This is a genomic window from uncultured Roseobacter sp., assembly GCF_947495025.1.
Taxonomy (GTDB): Bacteria; Pseudomonadota; Alphaproteobacteria; order Rhodobacterales; family Rhodobacteraceae; genus Roseobacter.
This window is the reverse complement of sequence record NZ_CANLXG010000005.1, coordinates 88,503-108,099: the sequence shown is the minus strand read 5'-3', so window position 1 is coordinate 108,099 and position 19,597 is coordinate 88,503. Positions and strand designations below refer to the sequence as shown.

Annotated in this window: 16 protein-coding genes; 4 read left to right on the top strand and 12 right to left on the bottom strand. The window is 58.2% G+C overall.

What is annotated here, in order from left to right:
• Position 1: 1 nt before the first annotated feature.
• The 3 genes from Q0792_RS19100 to Q0792_RS19090 are packed head-to-tail and all read right to left on the bottom strand — an operon-like array spanning position 2 to position 2,404.
• Entirely contained in the window at positions 2-457 is a 456-nt protein-coding gene (locus Q0792_RS19100) for a DUF2059 domain-containing protein (RefSeq protein ID WP_298844750.1), read from the bottom strand.
• A gap of 10 nt (positions 458-467) precedes the next feature.
• Positions 468-1,424, bottom strand: coding sequence for an ABC transporter permease (locus Q0792_RS19095; RefSeq protein ID WP_298844748.1), 957 nt, complete (start codon positions 1,422-1,424; stop codon positions 468-470).
• Positions 1,424-2,404 carry an ABC transporter permease gene (locus tag Q0792_RS19090; protein ID WP_298844745.1) on the bottom strand — a complete coding sequence of 327 codons (981 nt, stop codon included), beginning with the start codon at positions 2,402-2,404 and terminating at the stop codon, positions 1,424-1,426. Before Q0792_RS19090 ends, Q0792_RS19095 begins: the two co-directional genes overlap by 1 nt.
• 162 nt (positions 2,405-2,566) lie before the next feature.
• Here Q0792_RS19090 and Q0792_RS19085 point away from each other — a divergent pair, with 162 nt between their 5' ends.
• On the top strand, positions 2,567-2,986 hold the full coding sequence (locus tag Q0792_RS19085) for a MarR family winged helix-turn-helix transcriptional regulator (protein WP_298844742.1): 420 nt from the start codon (positions 2,567-2,569) through the stop codon (positions 2,984-2,986).
• A gap of 61 nt (positions 2,987-3,047) precedes the next feature.
• Entirely contained in the window at positions 3,048-3,548 is a 501-nt protein-coding gene (locus Q0792_RS19080; RefSeq protein WP_298844739.1) for a hypothetical protein, read from the top strand.
• A gap of 38 nt (positions 3,549-3,586) precedes the next feature.
• Here the strand turns inward: Q0792_RS19080 and Q0792_RS19075 are convergent, their stop codons facing one another.
• The 6 genes from Q0792_RS19075 to Q0792_RS19050 all read right to left on the bottom strand — a co-directional run bounded on the left by Q0792_RS19075 (position 3,587) and on the right by Q0792_RS19050 (position 13,328).
• On the bottom strand, positions 3,587-5,152 hold the full coding sequence (locus Q0792_RS19075; protein ID WP_298844736.1) for an ABC transporter substrate-binding protein: 1,566 nt from the start codon (positions 5,150-5,152) through the stop codon (positions 3,587-3,589).
• A 147-nt stretch (positions 5,153-5,299) separates the two neighbouring features.
• A complete protein-coding gene (locus tag Q0792_RS19070) occupies positions 5,300-6,883 on the bottom strand; it encodes an ABC transporter substrate-binding protein (RefSeq protein WP_298844733.1) in 1,584 nt (527 codons plus the stop codon).
• A gap of 112 nt (positions 6,884-6,995) precedes the next feature.
• On the bottom strand, positions 6,996-7,967 hold the full coding sequence (locus Q0792_RS19065; RefSeq protein ID WP_298844731.1) for a C45 family peptidase: 972 nt from the start codon (positions 7,965-7,967) through the stop codon (positions 6,996-6,998).
• A 21-nt stretch (positions 7,968-7,988) separates the two neighbouring features.
• Positions 7,989-9,449 carry a biotin carboxylase gene (locus tag Q0792_RS19060; RefSeq protein ID WP_298844728.1) on the bottom strand — a complete coding sequence of 487 codons (1,461 nt, stop codon included), beginning with the start codon at positions 9,447-9,449 and terminating at the stop codon, positions 7,989-7,991.
• 24 nt (positions 9,450-9,473) lie between these two features.
• The gene (locus Q0792_RS19055; protein ID WP_298844725.1) at positions 9,474-12,227 is read right to left on the bottom strand and encodes an aminotransferase class I/II-fold pyridoxal phosphate-dependent enzyme; all 2,754 of its coding nucleotides are present in this window, start codon (positions 12,225-12,227) and stop codon (positions 9,474-9,476) included.
• Between the two features lie 72 nt (positions 12,228-12,299).
• Entirely contained in the window at positions 12,300-13,328 is a 1,029-nt protein-coding gene (locus tag Q0792_RS19050; protein WP_298844722.1) for a carbon-nitrogen hydrolase family protein, read from the bottom strand.
• A gap of 510 nt (positions 13,329-13,838) precedes the next feature.
• On the opposite strand from Q0792_RS19050, the gene Q0792_RS19045 reads away from it, so the two are divergent.
• Entirely contained in the window at positions 13,839-15,464 is a 1,626-nt protein-coding gene (locus tag Q0792_RS19045) for an FMN-binding glutamate synthase family protein (protein ID WP_298844719.1), read from the top strand.
• 53 nt (positions 15,465-15,517) lie between these two features.
• Here Q0792_RS19045 and gabT read toward each other — a convergent pair whose 3' ends face one another.
• Positions 15,518-16,909, bottom strand: a complete 1,392-nt coding sequence (gabT, locus tag Q0792_RS19040; protein WP_298844716.1) for a 4-aminobutyrate--2-oxoglutarate transaminase — start codon at positions 16,907-16,909, stop codon at positions 15,518-15,520.
• Positions 16,910-17,100: 191 nt separating this feature from the next.
• Here gabT and Q0792_RS19035 point away from each other — a divergent pair, with 191 nt between their 5' ends.
• On the top strand, positions 17,101-17,667 hold the full coding sequence (locus tag Q0792_RS19035) for a cupin domain-containing protein (protein ID WP_298844714.1): 567 nt from the start codon (positions 17,101-17,103) through the stop codon (positions 17,665-17,667).
• A 7-nt stretch (positions 17,668-17,674) separates the two neighbouring features.
• Here the strand turns inward: Q0792_RS19035 and Q0792_RS19030 are convergent, their stop codons facing one another.
• Positions 17,675-17,782, bottom strand: a complete 108-nt coding sequence (locus tag Q0792_RS19030) for a transmembrane domain-containing protein (RefSeq protein WP_298844711.1) — start codon at positions 17,780-17,782, stop codon at positions 17,675-17,677.
• Between the two features lie 89 nt (positions 17,783-17,871).
• Positions 17,872-19,596, bottom strand: a complete 1,725-nt coding sequence (locus Q0792_RS19025; protein ID WP_298844708.1) for a sensor histidine kinase — start codon at positions 19,594-19,596, stop codon at positions 17,872-17,874.
• Position 19,597: the final 1 nt, after the last annotated feature.

The following is a 19,597-nucleotide window of genomic DNA, read 5'->3' as shown; positions in this document are numbered from 1 at the left end:
TTCAGTCAGTCAGTTCTTTCTGCAGGCGCCCGGCCATGCGTTCGCGGGCTTCGTTAAACGTCGGGCCGAAAGAGCGCAGGGTCACTGTCTCGAAGAGTTCCATCTTGGCAACTGCAGAAGCCCCGGCTTCGGACTGATAAAAGGCCGTAAGTGTCGCGAGTTCCTCGGCACTGAAAACCTCAGCTGCGCTTTCGGTCATTTCCTTTTCCAGTCCGGGCCGGATGATCGCGAGTTCTTCGGCGATGATTTCGCGGATCACCGGTTCCTTCCCGTCCGGAATTCCCGCCTCGCTGAGCCCGGTCTGACGCAGAACACGCTCTACAGAAAGCATTCTGTCGAGAACGGCCTGCTGGCCGCTGCTTTCCACGAACGAACGGGCAGCAGCCAGTTGTGCGTTGTCCTGGGCCATCGCGGGGACCGTGCAGAGTATGAAAATCACAGTTGCTAAAAATTTCATGACAGGTCCTCTATCGCAGACGCGGATTCAGTGCGTCCCGCAGCCAGTCGCCCAGCAGGTTTACAGAAAGAGCAAGGGCCAGAAGGGTTGCGGCCGGGAAAAGCAGAATCCACCACTCGCCGGAAAACAGAAAACCCTGACCGATGCGGATCAGTGTGCCCAGGCTGGGCTGGGTTGGTGGGGCCCCTACCCCCAGAAAGCTCAGGGTTGCTTCGGCAATGATGGCCAGCGCCAGTGAAATCGTTGCAATCACCAGAACCGGGCTCAGAACGTTTGGCAGAATATGCCGCAGCATAATGGCGCCCGGGCTGCGTCCGATAAGCCGGGCAGCCTGAACATATTCCTTGTTTTTCTCAACCAGCGTCGCGCCGCGGACAACGCGTGCAAACTGTACCCAGTCCGACAGGCCAATCGCAATAATCAGCACCCATATGGCCATCTGATCCCGGTATTCGACAGGTGTGATCCCCTTGGCGATGCCAAAGATCAGCATGGCGACAAGAATTGCAGGAAAGGTCAGCTGCACATCCGCCACACGCATGATGATGGTTTCTGTCCAGCCCCCGACATAGCCGGCCAACAGGCCCAGCGTGATGCCCAGCACCATCGCAAAGAGCACCGCTGCGGCGCCGACAAAGAGCGATATCCGCATGCCATACAGGATGGTCGAAAAAACATCACGCCCCTGATCGTCGGTCCCCAGCCAGAATGTATCCCCGGTAAAGGCATTGGGGGTCATGGGCCGCGAGAAACCGTTCATCAGGTTCAGCGAGGCCGGGTCAAACGGATTATAGGGCGCGATCAGTGGCGCGAATACCGCCGCGAGGACCATGATCAGCACCACAACGGCAGAGACGACTGCTACGGGGGATTTTCGGAACTGCCAGGCAAAGTCGCTCTCGAGCGCCACGCGCAGACGCGACTTTTCGACCGGGGTACTGGTATTTGCGGGCGTCGTTTCCGTCATCAGTGTGCCGCCGTTCGGTCAACACGCAGACGCGGGTCGATCGCAAAATAGAGCAGGTCAACGATCAGGTTGATGCCGACGAACATCACAGAAATAAGCATCAGATACGCGGCCATGACCGGGATATCGACGAACTGGATTGCATTGATAAACAGCAGCCCCACCCCGGGCCACTGAAAGACCGTTTCTGTAATGATCGCGAAGGCAATAATTGATCCCAGCTGGAGACCGGTGACAGTGATGACGGGAACAAGCGTGTTTTTCAGCGCATGCCGGAAGTTCACAGCGCGTTCTTTCAGACCCCGCGCGCGCGCAAAGCGGATATAGTCCTGGCGCAGCACTTCAAGCATTTCGGAACGCACAAGCCGCATGATGAGCGTCATCTGATAGAGACCCAGAGTTATCGAGGGCAGGATCAGCGCCTGCAGGCCACTGCTGGTCAGAAACCCTGTACTCCAGCCGCCCAGATCGACGGTCTCACCGCGGCCGAAACTCGGCAGCCAGCCCAGTTCGACCGAGAACAGGTATATCAGCAGTATACCGATCAGAAATGTGGGGAGTGACACCCCGATCAGCGAAATGGACATGATCGCATTGGCGGTAAATCCGTTTCGACGGATCGCCGTGAAGACACCGAGAGCGATCCCGATCGAAATCGCAAGGAACCCGGAAACAGCGGCCAGTTCCAGCGTGGCGGGTGCGCGTTCCATCAGAATGTCCGATACGGGACGCCCCTGTCTGTAGCTGACCCCAAAATTACCCTGTGCCGCATTTGTCAGGAACTTGTAGTACTGAACTGGAAAGGGCTGATCGAGGCCAAGCGTTGTCCGCAGCCGTTCAATGTCCGCCTGTGTGCGTTCCTGTCCCAGCATATTGTCTACCGGGTCGCCGACAAACCGGAACATGGAAAATGCCACAAGCCCAACAACCAGCAGCACAATGGCAGACTGAAATACGCGTTGGATGACGTAGGCGAGCATGGAACCCTTTCCGGTGATCACACTGTTGTCGCAAGGCCACCCGTGAGGGTCAAGGGATGCTTCCCGGGATAATGTTGCAGCAGCCCCCTGTTTTCATTTTTTTGATCAGAAGTATTGCGCTGGAGTGCAAAAGAGTGCATATGCACCTAAAGGAGATACGACGTGCCACAGCGACCCTACCGTGAATGCCTGAACGCGCAGTTGCGCAGGTCTATGCGTGCCGTTGGCAAGGCATATGACGCGGCTTTGCGACCGGCTGGTATCAAATCGACGCAGTTCACCCTTCTTGCGGTTTTTGCCTATCACCCGGAGCTGTCTGTTACACGGCTGGCGGATATTATGGGGGTGGACCGCACTACCCTCACCCGCAATCTGCAGCCACTGCTCAGGCAGGGATGGCTTGAGACCGGTGGTGGCGACGATGGCCGTGTGCGTGTTGTCAGGATGACGACAGCAGGTACACAGAAGCTGGATGAAGCGGCGCCGCTGTGGGAGGATATCCAGGCCAGAACCTCAGACTTGCTGGGCAAAGACGGGCGCGAGGAACTGACACGCCGCCTCGCTCTGCTCGAACAGGACTGATTTTTTCAACTATAAGAGTGTATATACACGTAAATATCAGAACCCCGGAAAGGAACAAAAGATGGGAACCGAACAGATATTTCAGATGCAGTTCATCCTGAGCATGATCGTAACAGCAATGGTCGGAGTCTGGTGGGTGCGCCCCTGGCTGGCGCGCACAGATTTTCATGACGGGCTGTTCTTGCTGACTGTGCCCCACGCACTGCGCCACCTTGGGATGGTGTTTCTTGTGCCCGCGGTTGTGCATGCAGATATGCCACAGGATTTTGCACTGGAGGCCGGTTACGGAGACCTCGCGGCTGGCATCATTGCGCTGATTGCTTTGCCTGCGCTGCACTACCGCCTGGCTGTCGCGCTGCCGCTGGTGTGGCTGTTCAATATTGTCGGTACGGTCGATCTGCTGAACGCACTGCCGCAGACCAACGCGATACCCTTTTTCCGGTCGGCCTGGTACATTCCCACATTCATCGTGCCGGTTCTGCTGGTAACCCACGCACTGATGTTTGTCGCACTGATCGAGCGGCTGCGCGGCGTGGGCGCCGGCAGGAAACCCGCTCTTTGATCAACGAGAAGGCTTCACCCGCTTCGGCGGGTGAAGCTTCAGTTCACTGTAACCCAGCGCAGAATAAAGAAGTTGTCCGGGCGTTGTGTCAGCTCAATACCTGCACTGGCACCCCAGACCAGTGGCTGCACATAGAGCGGAACATAGGCGACCTCATCCTGAAGAATTTTCGTGGTTTCATCCAGCATGGCCTGGCGTTTTGCGTCATCGATTTCAGACTGGATCATCGGCAGCAATTCGTCGACGCGGGCGTTTGAGAAGCCGCCAAAGTTCCAGGATCCGAGCTTTTTCTCCTCATCTGGTGTCGACGCGAGAAAGCGGACAGGGTGCTCTGCATCAAAAGTGCCAGGGGACCAGCCGAGAAGGTACATGTCATAGTTATCTGCCCGCAGTTCAGGCCAGTAGTTCTGAACAGGCATGGCATCGAGCTGTGCGGTGATACCGACCTGCGCCAGCATGCCTGTGATCGCCTGGCAGACGGACTCGTCGTTCAGGTACCGGTCGTTCGGGCACTTGAGGCCGAAGGAAAAGCCATCTGCATACCCTGCCTCGGCCAGAAGCGCGCGCGCCTTTTCCGGGTCAAAGGCAGGACGTTCAGCGAGTGACGGGCTGAACCCGCGCATGGCCGGGCTGACCAGCTGGCTTGCCGGCTCTGCACTGCCGCGCATGATCGTCTGCAGGATCGCCGGTACGTTCACCGCATGAGCCACCGCCTGCCGGACACGCACGTCCGCGAACGGGTTGGCATCTGATGTTTCTGACGAGTACTTCAGGGTGTCGGCTTCATGCGGAAATCCGAGCATGATGACGCGCGCCTCAATGCCCTGGATCACCTGGACATCCGGGTTTGCGGCAAGGCGGGCAGCATCCTGGATCGGCACAGGGTTGATCAGATCAATATCACCCGACAACAGAGCTGCAACGGCAGTCGCCGGGTTCTGAATTGGTGTGAATTCGGCGCGGGTTATATTGTGCTCTGCTGTGTCCCACCACCCACCGAAGGGCTCCAGTACTGTGCGCAGGCCCGGCTCGCGCGTTGTGACGCGGAAGGCGCCGGTGCCGTTGGCATTCAGCGTAGCATAGTTGCCATTGTCCTTGTCCGGACGTGCCGCATCGTTGGATTCAGCCCAGCCCTGATCAACGATCATCCAGTTAGCAATGCTGTCAGGAAAGATCGGGTTCGGCGCTGTGGTCATGATATCAACCGTGTAGTCGTCCACGATTTTGACCTCTGAGACCGGCGCAAACCAGCTGCGGGTGTCAGATACCTCATCCGAGGCGCGCTGGTATGAGAAAAGCACATCGGATGCATCAAATGTACTGCCATCGTGAAAGGTCACACCCTCGCGCAGCGTGAACCGCCAGCCTTCGCCGTTGCCGATCGGCTCCCACGACGTGGCAAGCGCAGGTTCGACTGTCATGTCTTTGCCACGGCGGACAAGACCTTCGTAAACGTTGTTCAGAAAGCCCAGAACCGGTGCCGAGTTCACGGCGTGCGGATCAAGCGTCTGGGGATCTGTCGTTGCGGCCCAGCTGAAGTCTTCGGCCAGCACACCCTGTGACAACAGGGCTGAAAAAGCGGCGGCGGTGAGTGCATAACGCATAGGATGTCCTTTCGCTGAAAACCACTGGTGTAATCCGGCGGCGCGCCCCTGCCGGGGCGCATTCTCTTCAGTCAGACCGGCGACAATGCCGCCGGCCCGCTTGACTGCGATCGTCTGCGCAGCAGATCAGGTGCTGCGCAGAGCGGATCAGTTCATTCTGAAGTACTTGATCTTGGGTGAATCTTCCGCTTCGACAACTGTATCGACACCGGATTTCATGCCCCAGTTCAGCACCTGGTGGTGGAGCGGGATATAGAGCTTTTCGTCCTGAACAACCTGCCAGATGGCAGCGATGTCCGCATCGCGCGCTTCAAGATCGGTGTTCGACGCCAGTCCCTGGATCTTGGCATTCAGATCATCGTTGGTGTAGCGCGTGGCGTTCCATGAACCATACTTGTCATCCCGACCGTGGACCAGGAAGTTGAAGATGTACTCAGAATCGTAGGTCGGCACCCCCCAACCCAGCATGTAGAAATCCGTCTCCAGATTGCTGAGCAGCGGGAAATGCTGGGCCTTGGGTTTGGCATCAAGGTTCACCGTAATTCCGATCTGGGCCAGCATACCAACAGAGGCCTGGCAGATCGCCTCGTCATTGACATAGCGGTCGTTCGGACAATCCAGCTGGATCGAGAAACCGTCTGCATATCCGGCTTCGGCCATCAGTTCCCTGGCGCGCTCCAGATCGGTGCTGGAGGATGCGTCCATGTCTGCGTCCCAGCCGTTCACGAAGGGTGGAGCGATCATCCCGGCAGGTGCCGATTGCCCGCGCATCACTACCTGCTTGATGGCGTCGCGGTTGATCGCGAGGTTCATCGCCTCACGCACACGTACATCCGCCAGCGGGTTAGCACCCTCGACATTGTCGTTTTTCAGGTCGGCATCCCCGGAATTCATTCCAAAGAAAATCACACGGTTCTGCGGTGCAGTCCGCACATCCAGACCGTCTTCAGCCGCCACACGTCCAAGGTCCTGCACCGGAACGTCCTGGATGAAATCAACTTCGCCTGAGAGCAGCGCGGCGACCCGCGTCGCGGCGTTCTGGATCGGCGTATAGATGATCTCGGTCACCTCAAGTGGAAACTCTCCGATACCCCAGTAATTCTCGTTGGCGACAAGAACGGTTTTTACATCCGGTTCGCGGCTGACCAGTTTGTAAGGGCCTGTACCGTTTGCGTTTTTCGCCGCAAAGGTATCTTCGCCGCCCTCATAGTCCTGGACTTTTACGGCGTTGTTGGCCTCGGCCCAGGTCTTGTCCATGATGAACATGTTGGTCAGGTTGTTCGGCATGATCGGGTTCGGACCATCGGTCACAATCTCGATGGTATAGGCGTCAGGCGCGCGGACCTCCACGACTGAGGCCAGAAGCTCTTTGTAATCAGAATCAGCCGTCATTGCCCGTTCAAGGCTGAACTTCACATCCTCGGAATCGAACGCCGATCCGTCATGATATGTCACGCCCTCACGCAGCGTGAACACCCACACATTCGGGTCTGCCTCGGAAGGCCCCCATTCGGTCGCGAGCGACGCGACAAGCGCACCGGAATGGTCCCGCATCACGAGAGTTTCCATGATCTGGTGAGCCAGAGCAGAGGTCGGACCTTCGTTCTGTGCATGCGGATCAAGGGTCAGGGCATCGCCGGCCCGTGCCCAGCGAAGCGTTTCGGCACTCGCCAGCGTGGCGGTCGTCGACAGCAGAACGGCCGCCGTAATTACGGAGGTTGCAAGTTTCATCGGAGTCTCCCCAGTATTTGTTTTTCTGAACGTAATGTTTGGCACAGCGGACGGTTTGGCAAGCCCCTGACACAACTTTACGTTGGCATCCTCCAACAATACTGCCTGCTTTTCAGGCAGCGCCGGGTACGCGGATCATCCTGCTGCCTTCTTCAAAGCCGTTCATCGGCAACGACCAGACACTGCCCGGCCAGCGCAGTTCCATCTGCTGCAGGCGCGGACGGTAAACGGCCGTATACAACGTGCCAAAGCCCGCACTGAAGGCGGTGGAATAGAGAGGTGGTTTCAGAAACGCACCGATGAATTTGTCCTCCGGGTCGCGGTGCAGCGTCAGGCGCTGCAACAGAAATCTCTCGCGTTCAACGGTTGCCGTAAACCGGGCATGGCTCACCCATTCCACATTTTCCTGATGGTTCGTTGCGACAGCGGCATGGGTAATGACGGTCTGCCGGTCCGGGGCCATCATCGCGGTCAGATATTGCCGCTTTTTGTCCAGTACGGTGACATTATAGCTCATATGTGTGGGAATGCGCGCGAGCGCCGCGCCGGCTTGTTCGGCCGTCTCGCAGGTCTGCAGGACATATCGCAGGATCAGCGGAACACCAAACCCTTCGCCCACGACACGCCGGCCACCGAAGGTCAGTGAGATGGCCAGACCTGCGTCATTCATGCCATCGACCATACCAAACAGCCCGTCCGAGGTTCCCAGCACCCTGCGACCCTGCCAGTTGGTGTGCAGCACGAGGCTGTCAAAAGCGTTGGGGTTATAGTCGTAATTGCGCACAATAACCGGTTCTTTGCCGGTCCAGATCGCCTGACTGCATCCTGCCAGGTAAGGCGGTGGACAGTAAAACGACAGAAAGCGCGCCGCGTGATCGCCACCCCCTGCCAGTTCGCACAACTCCTCCCAGAGCGGCACGATTTCCGGCATATGCTCTTTCAGCGCCCGGCGCGATTCCGCATAGGTCGGGCGGGTTGTCTCACCCTCCTTCAGCCACCAGCGCTGATAATCAGGCCAGTATTCGGCGAAAAGCCCGGACCATTTTGGCCCGGGCGTCTCTTCGGTAAAGGCACGCCACAGCATCGGGTGCGCTGTCCTTTCGGATCAGAGGATTTTGAAAGCAGGATCCGCCAGCGCGGGCCCCGCCTCTGCCTGTGGCAGCGGTTTGGCCGCCACACATTGCTTGATGCCGTGGATCCACTTTTTCGCCCGGTCATTCAACTGGAAACTCTTGGTCATTGAACGACCCCGCGTCACAAGGATACCGATGTCTGCACCTTCATAACGATAGTCACCCGGCCCCAGAATACGCAGGAAGAATGCCTCATTCTCCGATTCTACTGCACGGCGGTGATAGTCGAAGCGGTCATAGACCACCCGCCCGTCCTCAAGCATTTTGTAGATGCCTGTTTCCGGCGCGGCTGTGCAGATGTCCACCGTGTCGTCCGTATGTTTGATCACCATCTGCGACCAGCTGTCGATATTGGCGCTGTCGGCCCAGCGGGCGTTGAGCTCATCCACATCCAGATTGAATTTCTTCTTTGAGAACTCCAGCAGGTGGAACAGAAACAGCGGCGCGTCCGCATGGGCAAAGGCTGCATGATTGGTCATGGATGACGCACCGGTGATGCGGGGGTTCAGTTCGCCCAGCCAGATATCGCCGGTTTTCTTGTCGATCAGGAAATCGAGCTCAAAATACCCGCGATACCCCTCCTTGCGCAGCTGTTCCCCGAATTTGAACGTCAGATCCCGCGCTTTCTCACGCACTTTGGGTGGAAACGCCGTCGCCAGCATCTCGTTACCACACCAGCCGCCACGATAAGGCGTCAGCTCTTTGAAACCGACCAGCTCGGTCATCAGCGGGCCAACAATCGTGCCTTCGGACGTGGCACAGGCCTCGATCGCCGAGCCGCGACAATCGATCCGCTTCATGATCTTGATCTCGCCCTCGCCAATGATCTCGTGCTCGTGACGGCGGAAGTCGGCCTCGGATTTGATAAAGAACGTTGTATGCCCGCTGTCGCCAAAGGCGGACTGCAGCACCAGATCGTGCCCGATCCCGGCCTTGTCACAGGTCTTTTTCAGATCCTCATAGGATTTGACCTCCGCAAGCACATTCGGCACCGACGGCACACCGGCTTTGTTCCCGATGCGGACGGTTTCGATCTTGTTGTCCATATTAGTGCGCAGCTTGGCTTTGGGGAACCAGACCGACCCGCCGAGTTCTTTTGCCAAACGCTCCGTTTCCTCGTCAAACATGAGGAATACGAACTTAGGTTTGCCGCCGCGACGCTTGATAAAGTCGATGACCTCTTTGTGCTGCAGCAGGTAGTTGTTGATGTCTTCGATAGACTGGAATTCCGCATGCGGCTGCTCGGAGGGGCAAAAGACGTTCGGGTGCCGGCCATCGTAACAGTCTATGTAGCATATATACTTGAAATTCTTCACCCATTCGTCGATGCCGAGCAGGTTGAAATTCGTGGCGGAAACAAAATAAACCGGGTCTTCATTGCGGTGAAAATACCGGCGGATTTCCGAGATGTTTTTCAGAACCGTCGTAGACATGAATTGCTGTCCTCTCTGTTGATTTTATTCTGCCGCAGGGGCAATTTCCGGCGCATCTGCGCGCGCTTTCACAATTTCTCCGAGCGCTTCATCGGTGAAGACCCGCAGGCCCAGATCGGGCCGGTAGCCGTGGATTTCGGTCACATCCAGCGCCAGCATAAACGCGAGGATTTCTTTGCTGATCACCTGACCGGGCACCAGGATGGGAAACCCTGGCGGGTATGGGATGATAAAGCTGGCAGAAACCACGGTCTGCCCGGCTTCAAGCGCTTCTTTCAGTGACCCGTTGATGTCCAGGTAGTCACATTTGTTTTCATCATAGGCCAGAAAGAATGCAGACCGGATATCGCCTTCGCCGGTCGTCGGACACACACGGAACGCTTCATGGAAGCGGCTGAAATCCGGCAAAGGTGGCAGATCTTCCATCAGCGCCTTGACCCGCCGCTCAAACGACAGACGCTCCATCTTGCTGGCGTCATCAATCCGTTCGTCCAGCGATTTCGCAATCTCTACCAGCACCTCGATCAGATAGGCGACCGATGACCGCGTCGTACCGATGTTGGTCATGAAAAGAACGGTATTCCGGGACGTTTTGTTGATCTGGATCCCGTATTTGTCCATCAGGATGTCTGTCTTGAACGTGTCGCCATCCCAGCCGGTCCCGCCAACTGCAAGCGTTACGCGCGTCGCATCCAGCACAAAGTCATCCTGCTCCCAGCTGTCCCACATGTCGGTCCAGCCCTGTTCGGCGTCATAATAACTTGTGATGCCAGACTGGCGGAATTCATCCGGGATCATGTCGCCTGCTGTCAGCACGCGGAAATACTTTTTGAGCAGCGGATGGGTCATGATCGCGCGGCGCATCGACAGCGCGGCCTCGATCTGGCGTTGCACGAATTCATAGCCTTCCAGCTCGACCTGGCGGCGTCCCACATCCAGGCTTGCGATGATCTGATAGTTCGGCGAGGTCGAGGTATGGGTCATATAGGCTTCGTGAAACGCCTGCTCGACCTCTCCTTTGAAATCCTGATCGTTTACGTGGATCATCGAGCCCTGCCGCAGAGACGTCAGGGTTTTATGCGTCGACTGCGTGGCATAGGCCCTGACCCGCGCGCCCGGCGGCGGGATCAGCCGGGTTTCCAGCAGTTTTTCGTCATCCGCGTCTTCCAGCGTGCTCTGCTGAGCCTCGTACATCCGCTTGTGCGCATCGGTGCGGAATCTCGCCCGCAGCGTATTGGCTGCTGTCATTGCCGTGCGCTGCCGGTAAGTAGGGTTGAACCGTGCAAAGGCAAACCACGCCTCGTCCCACAGGAAAATGAGGTCCGGTTTGATCGCCAGACACTCTTCCATGACCCGCTCTACGTTATAGACAAGCCCGTCAAAGGTGCAGTTGGTCAGCAGCAGCATCCGCACTTTGTGCAGTTTGCCCTGCGCCTTCAGTTTGAGCAGCTGGTGCTTGATCTCACGCAGCGGCACAGCGCCATACATTGAATATTCGTTCAGCGGATAGCTGTCGAGATAGCACACCTGCGCCCCGGCCAGCACCATTCCATAGTGATGAGACTTGTGACAGTCGCGGTCCACAAGGACGATATCGCCTGGTCTTACAAGGGCTTGCACGACGATCTTGTTGCAGGTTGATGTGCCGTTCGTTGCAAAGAAAGTCTGTTTTGAGCCAAAGGCGCGGGCGGCCAGTTCCTGGGCCTCTTTGATGGGCCCGTGCGGCTCCAGCAGACTGTCGAGCCCGCCGGATGTCGCCGATGTTTCCGCCAGGAAAATATTCGGGCCGTAAAACGCACCCATGTCCTGGATCCAGTGGCTGCGGCTGATCGATTTGCCCCGGCTGATTGGCATCGCGTGAAAGACACCGGTGGGCTGTCTTGAATACTCGACCAGCGCTGTAAAGAACGGGGTTTTGTTGCGCGCCTGGACACCTCGCAGGATGTTCAGATGCAGCTCCATAAAGTCTTCCTGATTGTAGAAGACGCGCCGGCAGATCCCCAGATCGAGCCCCGCGATATCCTCAACCGACCGCTCTGTAACGAGATAGGCATCAAGCTCCGGGCGGACCTTTGCAACAAGGCGGCAGAGTTCGGGCCCGTAGTTGTCGGGCTCCATATTGTCGATCTCTTCCTGGCCCCCTGCCCGGTTGAGAAAGCGCTGGACGATCTGCTGGTCCATGCGTGACTTGAGCACCAGTCCGGGGCGGACAACGATCGCCTGGATATTGTGGTTGAAGAGCACCGCAACCAGCGCGTCCTCGAGGCTGGGCACGACCAGCGCCTCGTAGATGAACGGATCTTCAGGGCGGCGCATCTGCGTGACGTTGCTGCGCAGCCAGCGCTCCTGATGCTCATTGACGTTGTCTACGATCAGCACTTCGAAATAGGGCTTGGCGAGCGCACGTGCCTCGGGCGACTGCATCGCCTCGTCATCAAGCTCATCACTGTCCAGACTTTCGCGCTCAAGCGGAATGTGACGGCGCCGGTATGCGCCGGTTGTCAGTGCGCGTGTGACCCTGCCCACGGCAAACGCCAGCTCTTCATGGTTTCCATGTTCAAACTGGCGCCGCATGTAGTCAAAGGCGGACATGCCCGGGAAAGCCCAGTATGGCTCAATCACAGAGAGGTTGTTGAACAGCTCTTCGATTTTCTTCGTTAAGGCCGTGCTCTGCCGCGCATTTGTTGCGCGGGTCAGCGCGCCGGTTGCCTCGCGCAACGCGCTCCAGCGGTCAGAGCGGAGTTGAATAGCCGAAGAATAGTCATTGATCGCTTGCATCTGTGTTCCCCGTTGCGCGGGCCTCCCTGATGCAGCAGCAGGCGGATTCCACCACCCTTTTCCGCTGCGGGATTACCCGCTTGTTTGTTGCTTTTCGTCATCCGCAACCGGGCTGAGCGTTACGGCCCTGCGGTCGTCCTCCTGTGCACCCGGCAAATTCGCCGGTTCCAGCCCTGCGCCCTTGTAGGCCGGAGCCTCCTGTTTATTTTCCCCCGGAACGTCGACATGAATGCCCGCCCGCGTGCCCTGCTGCGGTATCTCCAGTGGGCCCAACGTTTTGAGAAACGCATCGGTTCCACTGTTTCTGTCATAGACCGAAAAGTCCACCGACCGGTCCCGGAAACTCTTGAGCACCTGGCCCAGGCCTTTCATGCCTGTTTCGCGCTGCCGGCGCACCGCGCTCAGATCCACCTCGATCGGGAACATGTCTTCCTGACCGGCGGACTGGTGAAGAACATGCGCCGAGGGGTCCACTACCAGCGAACGTCCGACACCGCCGGCCCCAAGGCCGTTGACGTCGATCACATAACACTGGAACTGTGCTGCGGTCGCGCGCGCAATGGCCAGTTCTGCGTCCCGGTCGGTCGTCCCCGTCAGCACGGGGTGCAGCAGAACCTCGACGCCCTGGGCCGTCAGCTGCCGTGTCGTTTCAGGAAACCAGATGTCATAGCAGATCGACAGACCAAAGCGCCCGACGTCCGGCACATCGAACACACAGAAGTCCTCGCCTGCCGCAATACCGGTCTCATATGGCCGGAACGGGAACATCTTGGCATAGCGCCGGATAATCTCGCCCTCGGGGTTGATGACCACGGATGTGTTATAGACAAGCCCGGTTTCGGGATCACGCAGGAACATCGACCCCGGAATCAGCCAGACCCGGTGTTTGCGGGCTGCGGTGCAGAACTGGTCCAGAGCCTCATTCTCGGGGGGCTGGGCAAACCGGTCCAGCGGACCATAGGGCGCCAGCTCGGAAAACAGTACCATCTGTGTCCATGGAAAGCGCGCCATGAGAACATCGAGGCGCTGGATCATGCCTTCTACGTTGGACTGCAGTGCGTTGACGTACATCTGCACGCCCGCGATGGCGAATGGGGTCATCGGTGGTTTCTCCGTCGGGACCAGGGTTGCACTGCAACCGCTGTGTGGGTGTTCAGACTGACTGCCTTACGCCCATCCAGGCCAGGAGAAAACACGCGATCCGCATCCGACGCCGGATATTCCGCGTTATTTTCCCGATATGTGCGGATAATGGTCACAGCGCACCTCTGCCGGTGGCCTGAGTCGGGAGCAGAGTGGTTAGTAAATTAAACACCAGCGACGACGCCTTTCTGTACTCCGTGACAACAGACCTGCGGTATCGACTGCGATTCCGCCTGCCGCCCGGTCGGAAAACGCGTTGCATCGCTCCGTTTCAGGCCGTTATGCAGAGGGTAAGCAGGTTCTCATGACAGTGCAAGTCCCGAGGAAGTTGTGTCCACGACAGAGTTTTCTTGCGCGTCGTCACCATATGCCGGATCATCCCCGTACGTTTAATATTTCTGCAATACCCGGGTCCTGCATCGCGGCAGCCGCGCCCGGGGCTTCAGGATTTCAAAAGCCGGAGTACCCATGACAGACCCAGGTTCCATGACCCGATTTGCACCATTCGCCGGGGTTGTCGCCCTGAGCGTAATCTGTCTCGTTCTGGCACTTGCCTGGACCTGGTGGATGCTGATCCCTCTGGCCTTTTTCGTGTGGCTGTCGGTTCTGGGTGTCCACGACGTCCGCCAGACCGGGCACTCCATCCTGCGCAACTATCCGGTGCTGGGACATATGCGGTTTCTTTTTGAGGGGATACGCCCGGAAATCCGCCAGTATCTGATCGAAAGCGACCAGGACGAAGAGCCTTTCAGCCGCGACGCCCGCAGTCTCGTCTATCAGCGCGCAAAAGGTCAGGAGGACAAAAGACCTTTCGGCACGCGCATGCGGGTCTATGACGCCGGCTATGCCTGGGTCACCCATTCTGTCGCCCCTGTGGAAATCGAGAACACGGATTTTCGCGTGCAGATCGGCGGCAGGGACTGCAAACAGCCCTACAGCGCATCTGTCCTGAATATCTCGGCTATGAGTTTCGGGTCCCTGTCCGGCAATGCGATCCACGCGCTGAACACCGGCGCGAAGCTGGGTGGGTTCGCACATGACACTGGCGAAGGGTCCGTCAGCCGGTATCACAGAGAAGGCGGCGGCGATCTGATTTATCAGGTGGCGTCCGGGTATTTTGGCGCACGTGCCGCAGACGGCACCTTTGATCCGGACAAGTTCCGTGCCACGGCCACCCAGAAACAGATCAGGATGATCGAACTCAAGCTCAGCCAGGGCGCGAAACCCGGTCACGGTGGCATGCTGCCGGCATCAAAAATCACGCCTGAGATTGCCGAAGCGCGCGGCATACCTATGGGTGAGGACTGCGTTTCACCTGCGGCGCATTCCGCGTTTTCCACGCCGGTGGAGATGATGCAGTTTATCGGCCGGATGCGCGACCTTTCAGACGGAAAACCGGTGGGATTCAAACTGTGTATCGGGCACCGGCGCGAATTTATGTGTATGGTCAAGGCGATGCTCGAGACGGGAATTGTACCGGACTTTATTGTCGTCGATGGCACCGAAGGCGGGACAGGTGCGGCGCCGGTGGAGTTTTCCAATCACATCGGAATGCCCCTCGTCGAAGGCCTGACCTTTGTACACAACACACTGCGTGGTGCGGGCCTGCGCGATCAGGTAAAAATCGGCGCAGCGGGCAAAGTGGTTTCATCTTTTGACATCGCCCGGTGCCTGGCGCTGGGGGCAGACTGGTGCAACTCGGCAAGGGGTTTCATGTTTGCTATTGGCTGTATCCAGGCACAGGCCTGCCATACCAACCACTGCCCCGTTGGCGTTGCGACCCAGGATCCGATGCGGTCGCGGGCGCTTGATGTCGGATCAAAATCCGAACGCGTGGCACGGTTTCATGCAAACACGCTCAAGGCGCTGGGTGAAATGACCGGCGCAGCGGGGCTCAGGCACCCTGGCGAATTCATGCCCCAACACCTCATGGTCCGTCTGGGCGACAAGGAGATGGCCGAGGGCAATGAGGCTTATCCGTATCTGCCAGAGGGATTTCTGCTCACCGACAAAGGTGACGACCCCGTGCTGGCAGACTACCGAAAGCGCTGGCGCCGCGCCGATCCGGCCAGTTTCGCGCCGCCGCCCTGCTGATAAAAAAAGGGGCGCCTGACCGGCGCCCCTCTGTTTCGGTAGTGGCGACCGGATCAGCCTGCGGTTTCTGCAACCGCATCGGCCAGAGCCGCCTCAAAGATCGCAAGACCTTCCTCGATGATCTCGTCCGAAGCTGTCAGCGGAACCATAATGCGCAGCGCATTTCCGTGCATGCCACACGACAGCAGGATCAACCCGCGTTTCAGCGCATGCGCACAGACAGATTTTACCAGACCCGGGTCCGGCTGCGCCGTGTCAAAGTCAGTGACAAACTCAACAGCCAGCATGGCCCCCAGACCGCGGATATCCCACATGCGGTAGGGCGCCGTACGCGCACCGATTTCGGCAAAACGCGTTCGGAAATGAGCGCCGAGCTCCAGCGAACGGGCCAGCAGCCCTTCGGTTTCCAGAGCCTCAATAGCCGCAAGTGCCGCGGCGCAGGCCACAGGGTTGCCGCCATAGGTGCCGCCCAGACCACCCGGATCCATTGCATCCATAATGTCTGCCCGGCCGATGACGCCTGCAATCGGATAGCCACCGGCCATCGATTTTGCCACAGTGATCAGATCCGGCACGACGCCCGAATGCTCGATCGCGAACATCGTTCCAGTGCGGCCGAAACCCGCCTGAATTTCATCTGCAATCAGCAGAATACCATGTTCATCACAGATCGCCCGCAACGCGCGCAGCATTTCAAACGGTACGGGTGTGTACCCGCCTTCGCCAAGAACAGGTTCGATGATGATTGCCGCAACGCGATCGGGTTGTGCATCTGTCAGGAACAGATTTTTCAGGCCCGTTATGGCATCTTCAACCGTAATCCCGTCACGTGCCGATGGGAATGGCGCGCGGAATACATCGGCCGGGAACGGACCAACATCCTTTTTGTACGGGCTGATTTTGCCGGTCATGCCGAGCGTCAGAAGCGTGCGCCCGTGATATCCGCCGGTGAATGCGATGACCCCGGGGCGCCCTGTTGCGGCCCGCGCGATTTTAACGGCATTTTCGACAGCCTCTGCACCGGTCGTAACCAGGAGCGACTTTTTCGCGTGCCCGCCGGGCGCCAGGGCATTCAGCTTTTCGGCCAGCGCCACATAGGTTTCGTATGGGACCACCTGGAACGAAGTATGGGTAAACCGGTCCTCCTGGGCTTTTGCCGCAGCAACCACAGCCGGATGGCGGTGTCCGGTATTCAGAACAGCGATACCACCGGCAAAGTCGATATAACGATTACCCTCAACGTCCCACAGCTCTGTATTTTCGGCCCGGTCGGCAAATATCGGGGCGGCAGAGGCAACGCCGCGCGGCACAGCAGCTTCACGACGTGCGAGCAGATCGGCATTTGTCGGGCTCTCGGGTGAAGTTGCAACAACCTCGATCCGGGGTTTTTTCGCGGCGCGGGACTTGCGCGGCTTTTTAGCGGGGGTCTTTGCAGTCGTGGCCATTGGCGCATCCTTTGGTTTCTGGGTGTTTAAAATATCGATACTCCGTTTAATTTAGTTGTCAATCGTCAACTGACCGGCTGCGCGGGCTCTGGCCTGCCGGTCCTGCAGAATTGGTGTGACAAGCCTGCGCCCGGCAGATATTCATTGCCGCACGGTCAGTGCCTGGGCGCTGTAAACAGAGGGTTTTATCGATGGACATCGGGCATCGACTCAGGGCTATCCGCAAACAGCGCGGTCTGTCCCAGCGAGAGCTGGCTGCCCGGGCGGGACTGACAAACGGCACTATTTCTCTCATTGAAAAGAACCGCACCAGTCCGTCAGTCGCCTCTCTGAAAAGTCTGCTGGATGCGATTCCCATCTCGATGGCGGAATTTTTCGCGACGATTGAGGATAATGGTCAGAGCAAGTATTTTTATCGGGCTGATGAGTTTACCGAGCTGGCACCGGGCGACACAGACGAGGCGGGCCCCCGGCTTTTGTCTTTAAGAATGTTGGGTCACACGCAGGACACCGCGCTTCAGGTGCTGCACGAGCGCTATGAGCCCGGCGCGGATACCGGGCCGGAACTTCTCAGCCATGAGGCAGAGGAGGCCGGTGTGGTGATCCGCGGAACCATTGAGATCACAGTGGACGGCGAGGTCAGCACGCTGGGCCCGGGCGACGGCTATCAGTTCAACAGCCGCCTGCCCCACCGGTTCCGGAACAATGGCAAAGAAGTCTGCGAGATCATAAGCGCCTGCACACCGCCAAGTTTCTGAGAATGGCTCAGTCGTCGTCGCTCTGCTCGGAATTACGCCGGCGGGTCGTCAGAAAAACAAAAAGTGCGACCACCGTCAGAAAAGCGAGCCCGTAAAGAAACGGAACTTCGGCCATATCACGGTCTCCTTTTACTGTTGCGTTCACATACCCAACGCAAAGGCAGCGCGAGAGTTCCGCGCTGTACAAGGCTTACCGCAGCAAGGTTAATAATCCCGTACAACCAGTTCCCGGTGTCGGACCGGAAAACTCAGCTCCAGAACGTGCGTGTTGTCCTCGAAGGAAACCTCGACATGCCCGTTGAGCTGTCGCGCAAACGCGTTGATCAGCTGTGACCCGAGGCCCGTGCCTTCGGAACCGTGTGCGCCCGACGTACTGTTGGCAATACGGAACAGAGCCGTGTCACTGTCCGTGTGCTTCAGCGAGACCGCCAGGCGTGCGCGTTCGCCGGCCTCGGGTGATCCGATGTACTTGAGCGCGTTGGTCACAGCCTCGGACACCAGCAGCGTCAGAGGTGCCGCGTCATCTGCATCCATGTGAACGGTGTCAAATTCCTGGGTCACCTCGACCCCTGATCCGGCAGGCAGACCAACCACCAGCAACTGGCTCACAATCTCGCGCAACAGCTGACCGGCATCGGCTCTGTCAAGCGCGTCGCTCTGATAAAGGTTCTTGTGCACCGTTGCGAGGCTGAGAATGCGGTCCTGCAGACGCCGTAGTACGTTGCGTGCATCTTCGGACTGAGCGCGGCGTATCTGCAGGTTCATGATCGATGAAATGAGCTGAAGATTGTTTTTTACCCGGTGGTGAACTTCTTTCAGCAGAATATTCTTGTCGCGGATGTTGTCCTCGAGCGCGGCCTCGTCGCGGATAATTGACTCAGCCATCGTGACAAACGTGCTCTGTATTTCCTGAAGTTCCAGCGGAACGTTGTCGCCCATCGTTTTGCGTGGCAGGGCCCGGTTGAATGCGAACAGCCGCATCTGACGCCCCAGCTTGCTGATATGGCGCACGGCCAGCCGGTTAAGCGACCAGAACGCAACCACCAGGCTTGAAAGCCACATCAGCACCGGCAGAAACAGGCTGAGGCGTCCGGTCTGATTGGCGCTTTGCAACACATCGTCGCGTTGCCAGATACTCATGGAATATGCGACGCCGGGAATGATTGGTACAACCGCATAGACACTTTTTGTACCGTTCTGGTTCACATCCGAGAAAACAGTCGGTTTCTCGCCCACCAGGGCCGCGAGGCTCCGGTTGCGCGGCAGGTTCAGGGCCGATGACTTCGCGCCCTGATCCGACAGAAACACCTCGCCGGAAGCATTGAAAATCACCAGATCAAACGGCGAAAGCGGCACGGGGGGGCCAACCGCACGCGCAATCCGCGACCGCGGAACGGACAGCGTTATATACCCGACGAACCGGTCGTTGGTATAAAACGGCTCCAGCAGCACAATGACCGGCTCACCGGAAAGCGGACCCGTCTCATGCCGGGTGATTGTTCGCGCAGGCGCATCCGGCAGCGCCTCAAAGACCGGGTCACCTCTGAAATCGTATCCCGCGCCTGAAGAAGAACACATCATCACCCCATCAGCTGCCAGCAGCCCTACCAGTGAGAACTGGGGCGCGACCTGCTGATATCGCTGTAAGAACCGGTTGCAGGTATCCGGATCGTCAATGGCAACCCGGATCACTGACGCGAGAGCTTCGGCAGTGCCAAAGGCCTGCTGAATGGTTGTGCGTTCCGGACCGGACGATTGCTCTGTAAGGCCCAGAAGAGACAGCTCTGCACTGCGCTCGGCCTGCCGTGCGATTTCCTGCGTCTGCACAATAGCAATGAGGCCGAACGGCAGCAGTGCCAGGGTCAGGAACAGCAATATTCGGAATGCGAGCCCGCGGAAGAAATTCTCGCTCAGGAAACCACCGGTCATC

What these genes read in the sequence shown, in the direction of transcription:
- gabT (WP_298844716.1), bottom strand. Translation starts at nt 16,909, where the DNA reads ATGGCCACGACTGCAAAGACCCCCGCTAAAAAGCCGCGCAAGTCCCGC.
- Q0792_RS19050 (WP_298844722.1), bottom strand. Translation starts at nt 13,328, where the DNA reads ATGACCCCATTCGCCATCGCGGGCGTGCAGATGTACGTCAACGCACTG.
- Q0792_RS19070 (WP_298844733.1), bottom strand. Translation starts at nt 6,883, where the DNA reads ATGAAACTTGCAACCTCCGTAATTACGGCGGCCGTTCTGCTGTCGACG.
- Q0792_RS19095 (WP_298844748.1), bottom strand. Translation starts at nt 1,424, where the DNA reads ATGACGGAAACGACGCCCGCAAATACCAGTACCCCGGTCGAAAAGTCG.
- Q0792_RS19080 (WP_298844739.1), top strand. Translation starts at nt 3,048, where the DNA reads ATGGGAACCGAACAGATATTTCAGATGCAGTTCATCCTGAGCATGATC.
- Q0792_RS19055 (WP_298844725.1), bottom strand. Translation starts at nt 12,227, where the DNA reads ATGCAAGCGATCAATGACTATTCTTCGGCTATTCAACTCCGCTCTGAC.
- Q0792_RS19025 (WP_298844708.1), bottom strand. Translation starts at nt 19,596, where the DNA reads ATGACCGGTGGTTTCCTGAGCGAGAATTTCTTCCGCGGGCTCGCATTC.
- Q0792_RS19035 (WP_298844714.1), top strand. Translation starts at nt 17,101, where the DNA reads ATGGACATCGGGCATCGACTCAGGGCTATCCGCAAACAGCGCGGTCTG.
- Q0792_RS19060 (WP_298844728.1), bottom strand. Translation starts at nt 9,449, where the DNA reads ATGTCTACGACGGTTCTGAAAAACATCTCGGAAATCCGCCGGTATTTT.
- Q0792_RS19075 (WP_298844736.1), bottom strand. Translation starts at nt 5,152, where the DNA reads ATGCGTTATGCACTCACCGCCGCCGCTTTTTCAGCCCTGTTGTCACAG.
- Q0792_RS19065 (WP_298844731.1), bottom strand. Translation starts at nt 7,967, where the DNA reads ATGCTGTGGCGTGCCTTTACCGAAGAGACGCCCGGGCCAAAATGGTCC.
- Q0792_RS19090 (WP_298844745.1), bottom strand. Translation starts at nt 2,404, where the DNA reads ATGCTCGCCTACGTCATCCAACGCGTATTTCAGTCTGCCATTGTGCTG.
- Q0792_RS19045 (WP_298844719.1), top strand. Translation starts at nt 13,839, where the DNA reads ATGACAGACCCAGGTTCCATGACCCGATTTGCACCATTCGCCGGGGTT.
- Q0792_RS19030 (WP_298844711.1), bottom strand. Translation starts at nt 17,782, where the DNA reads ATGGCCGAAGTTCCGTTTCTTTACGGGCTCGCTTTTCTGACGGTGGTC.
- Q0792_RS19100 (WP_298844750.1), bottom strand. Translation starts at nt 457, where the DNA reads ATGAAATTTTTAGCAACTGTGATTTTCATACTCTGCACGGTCCCCGCG.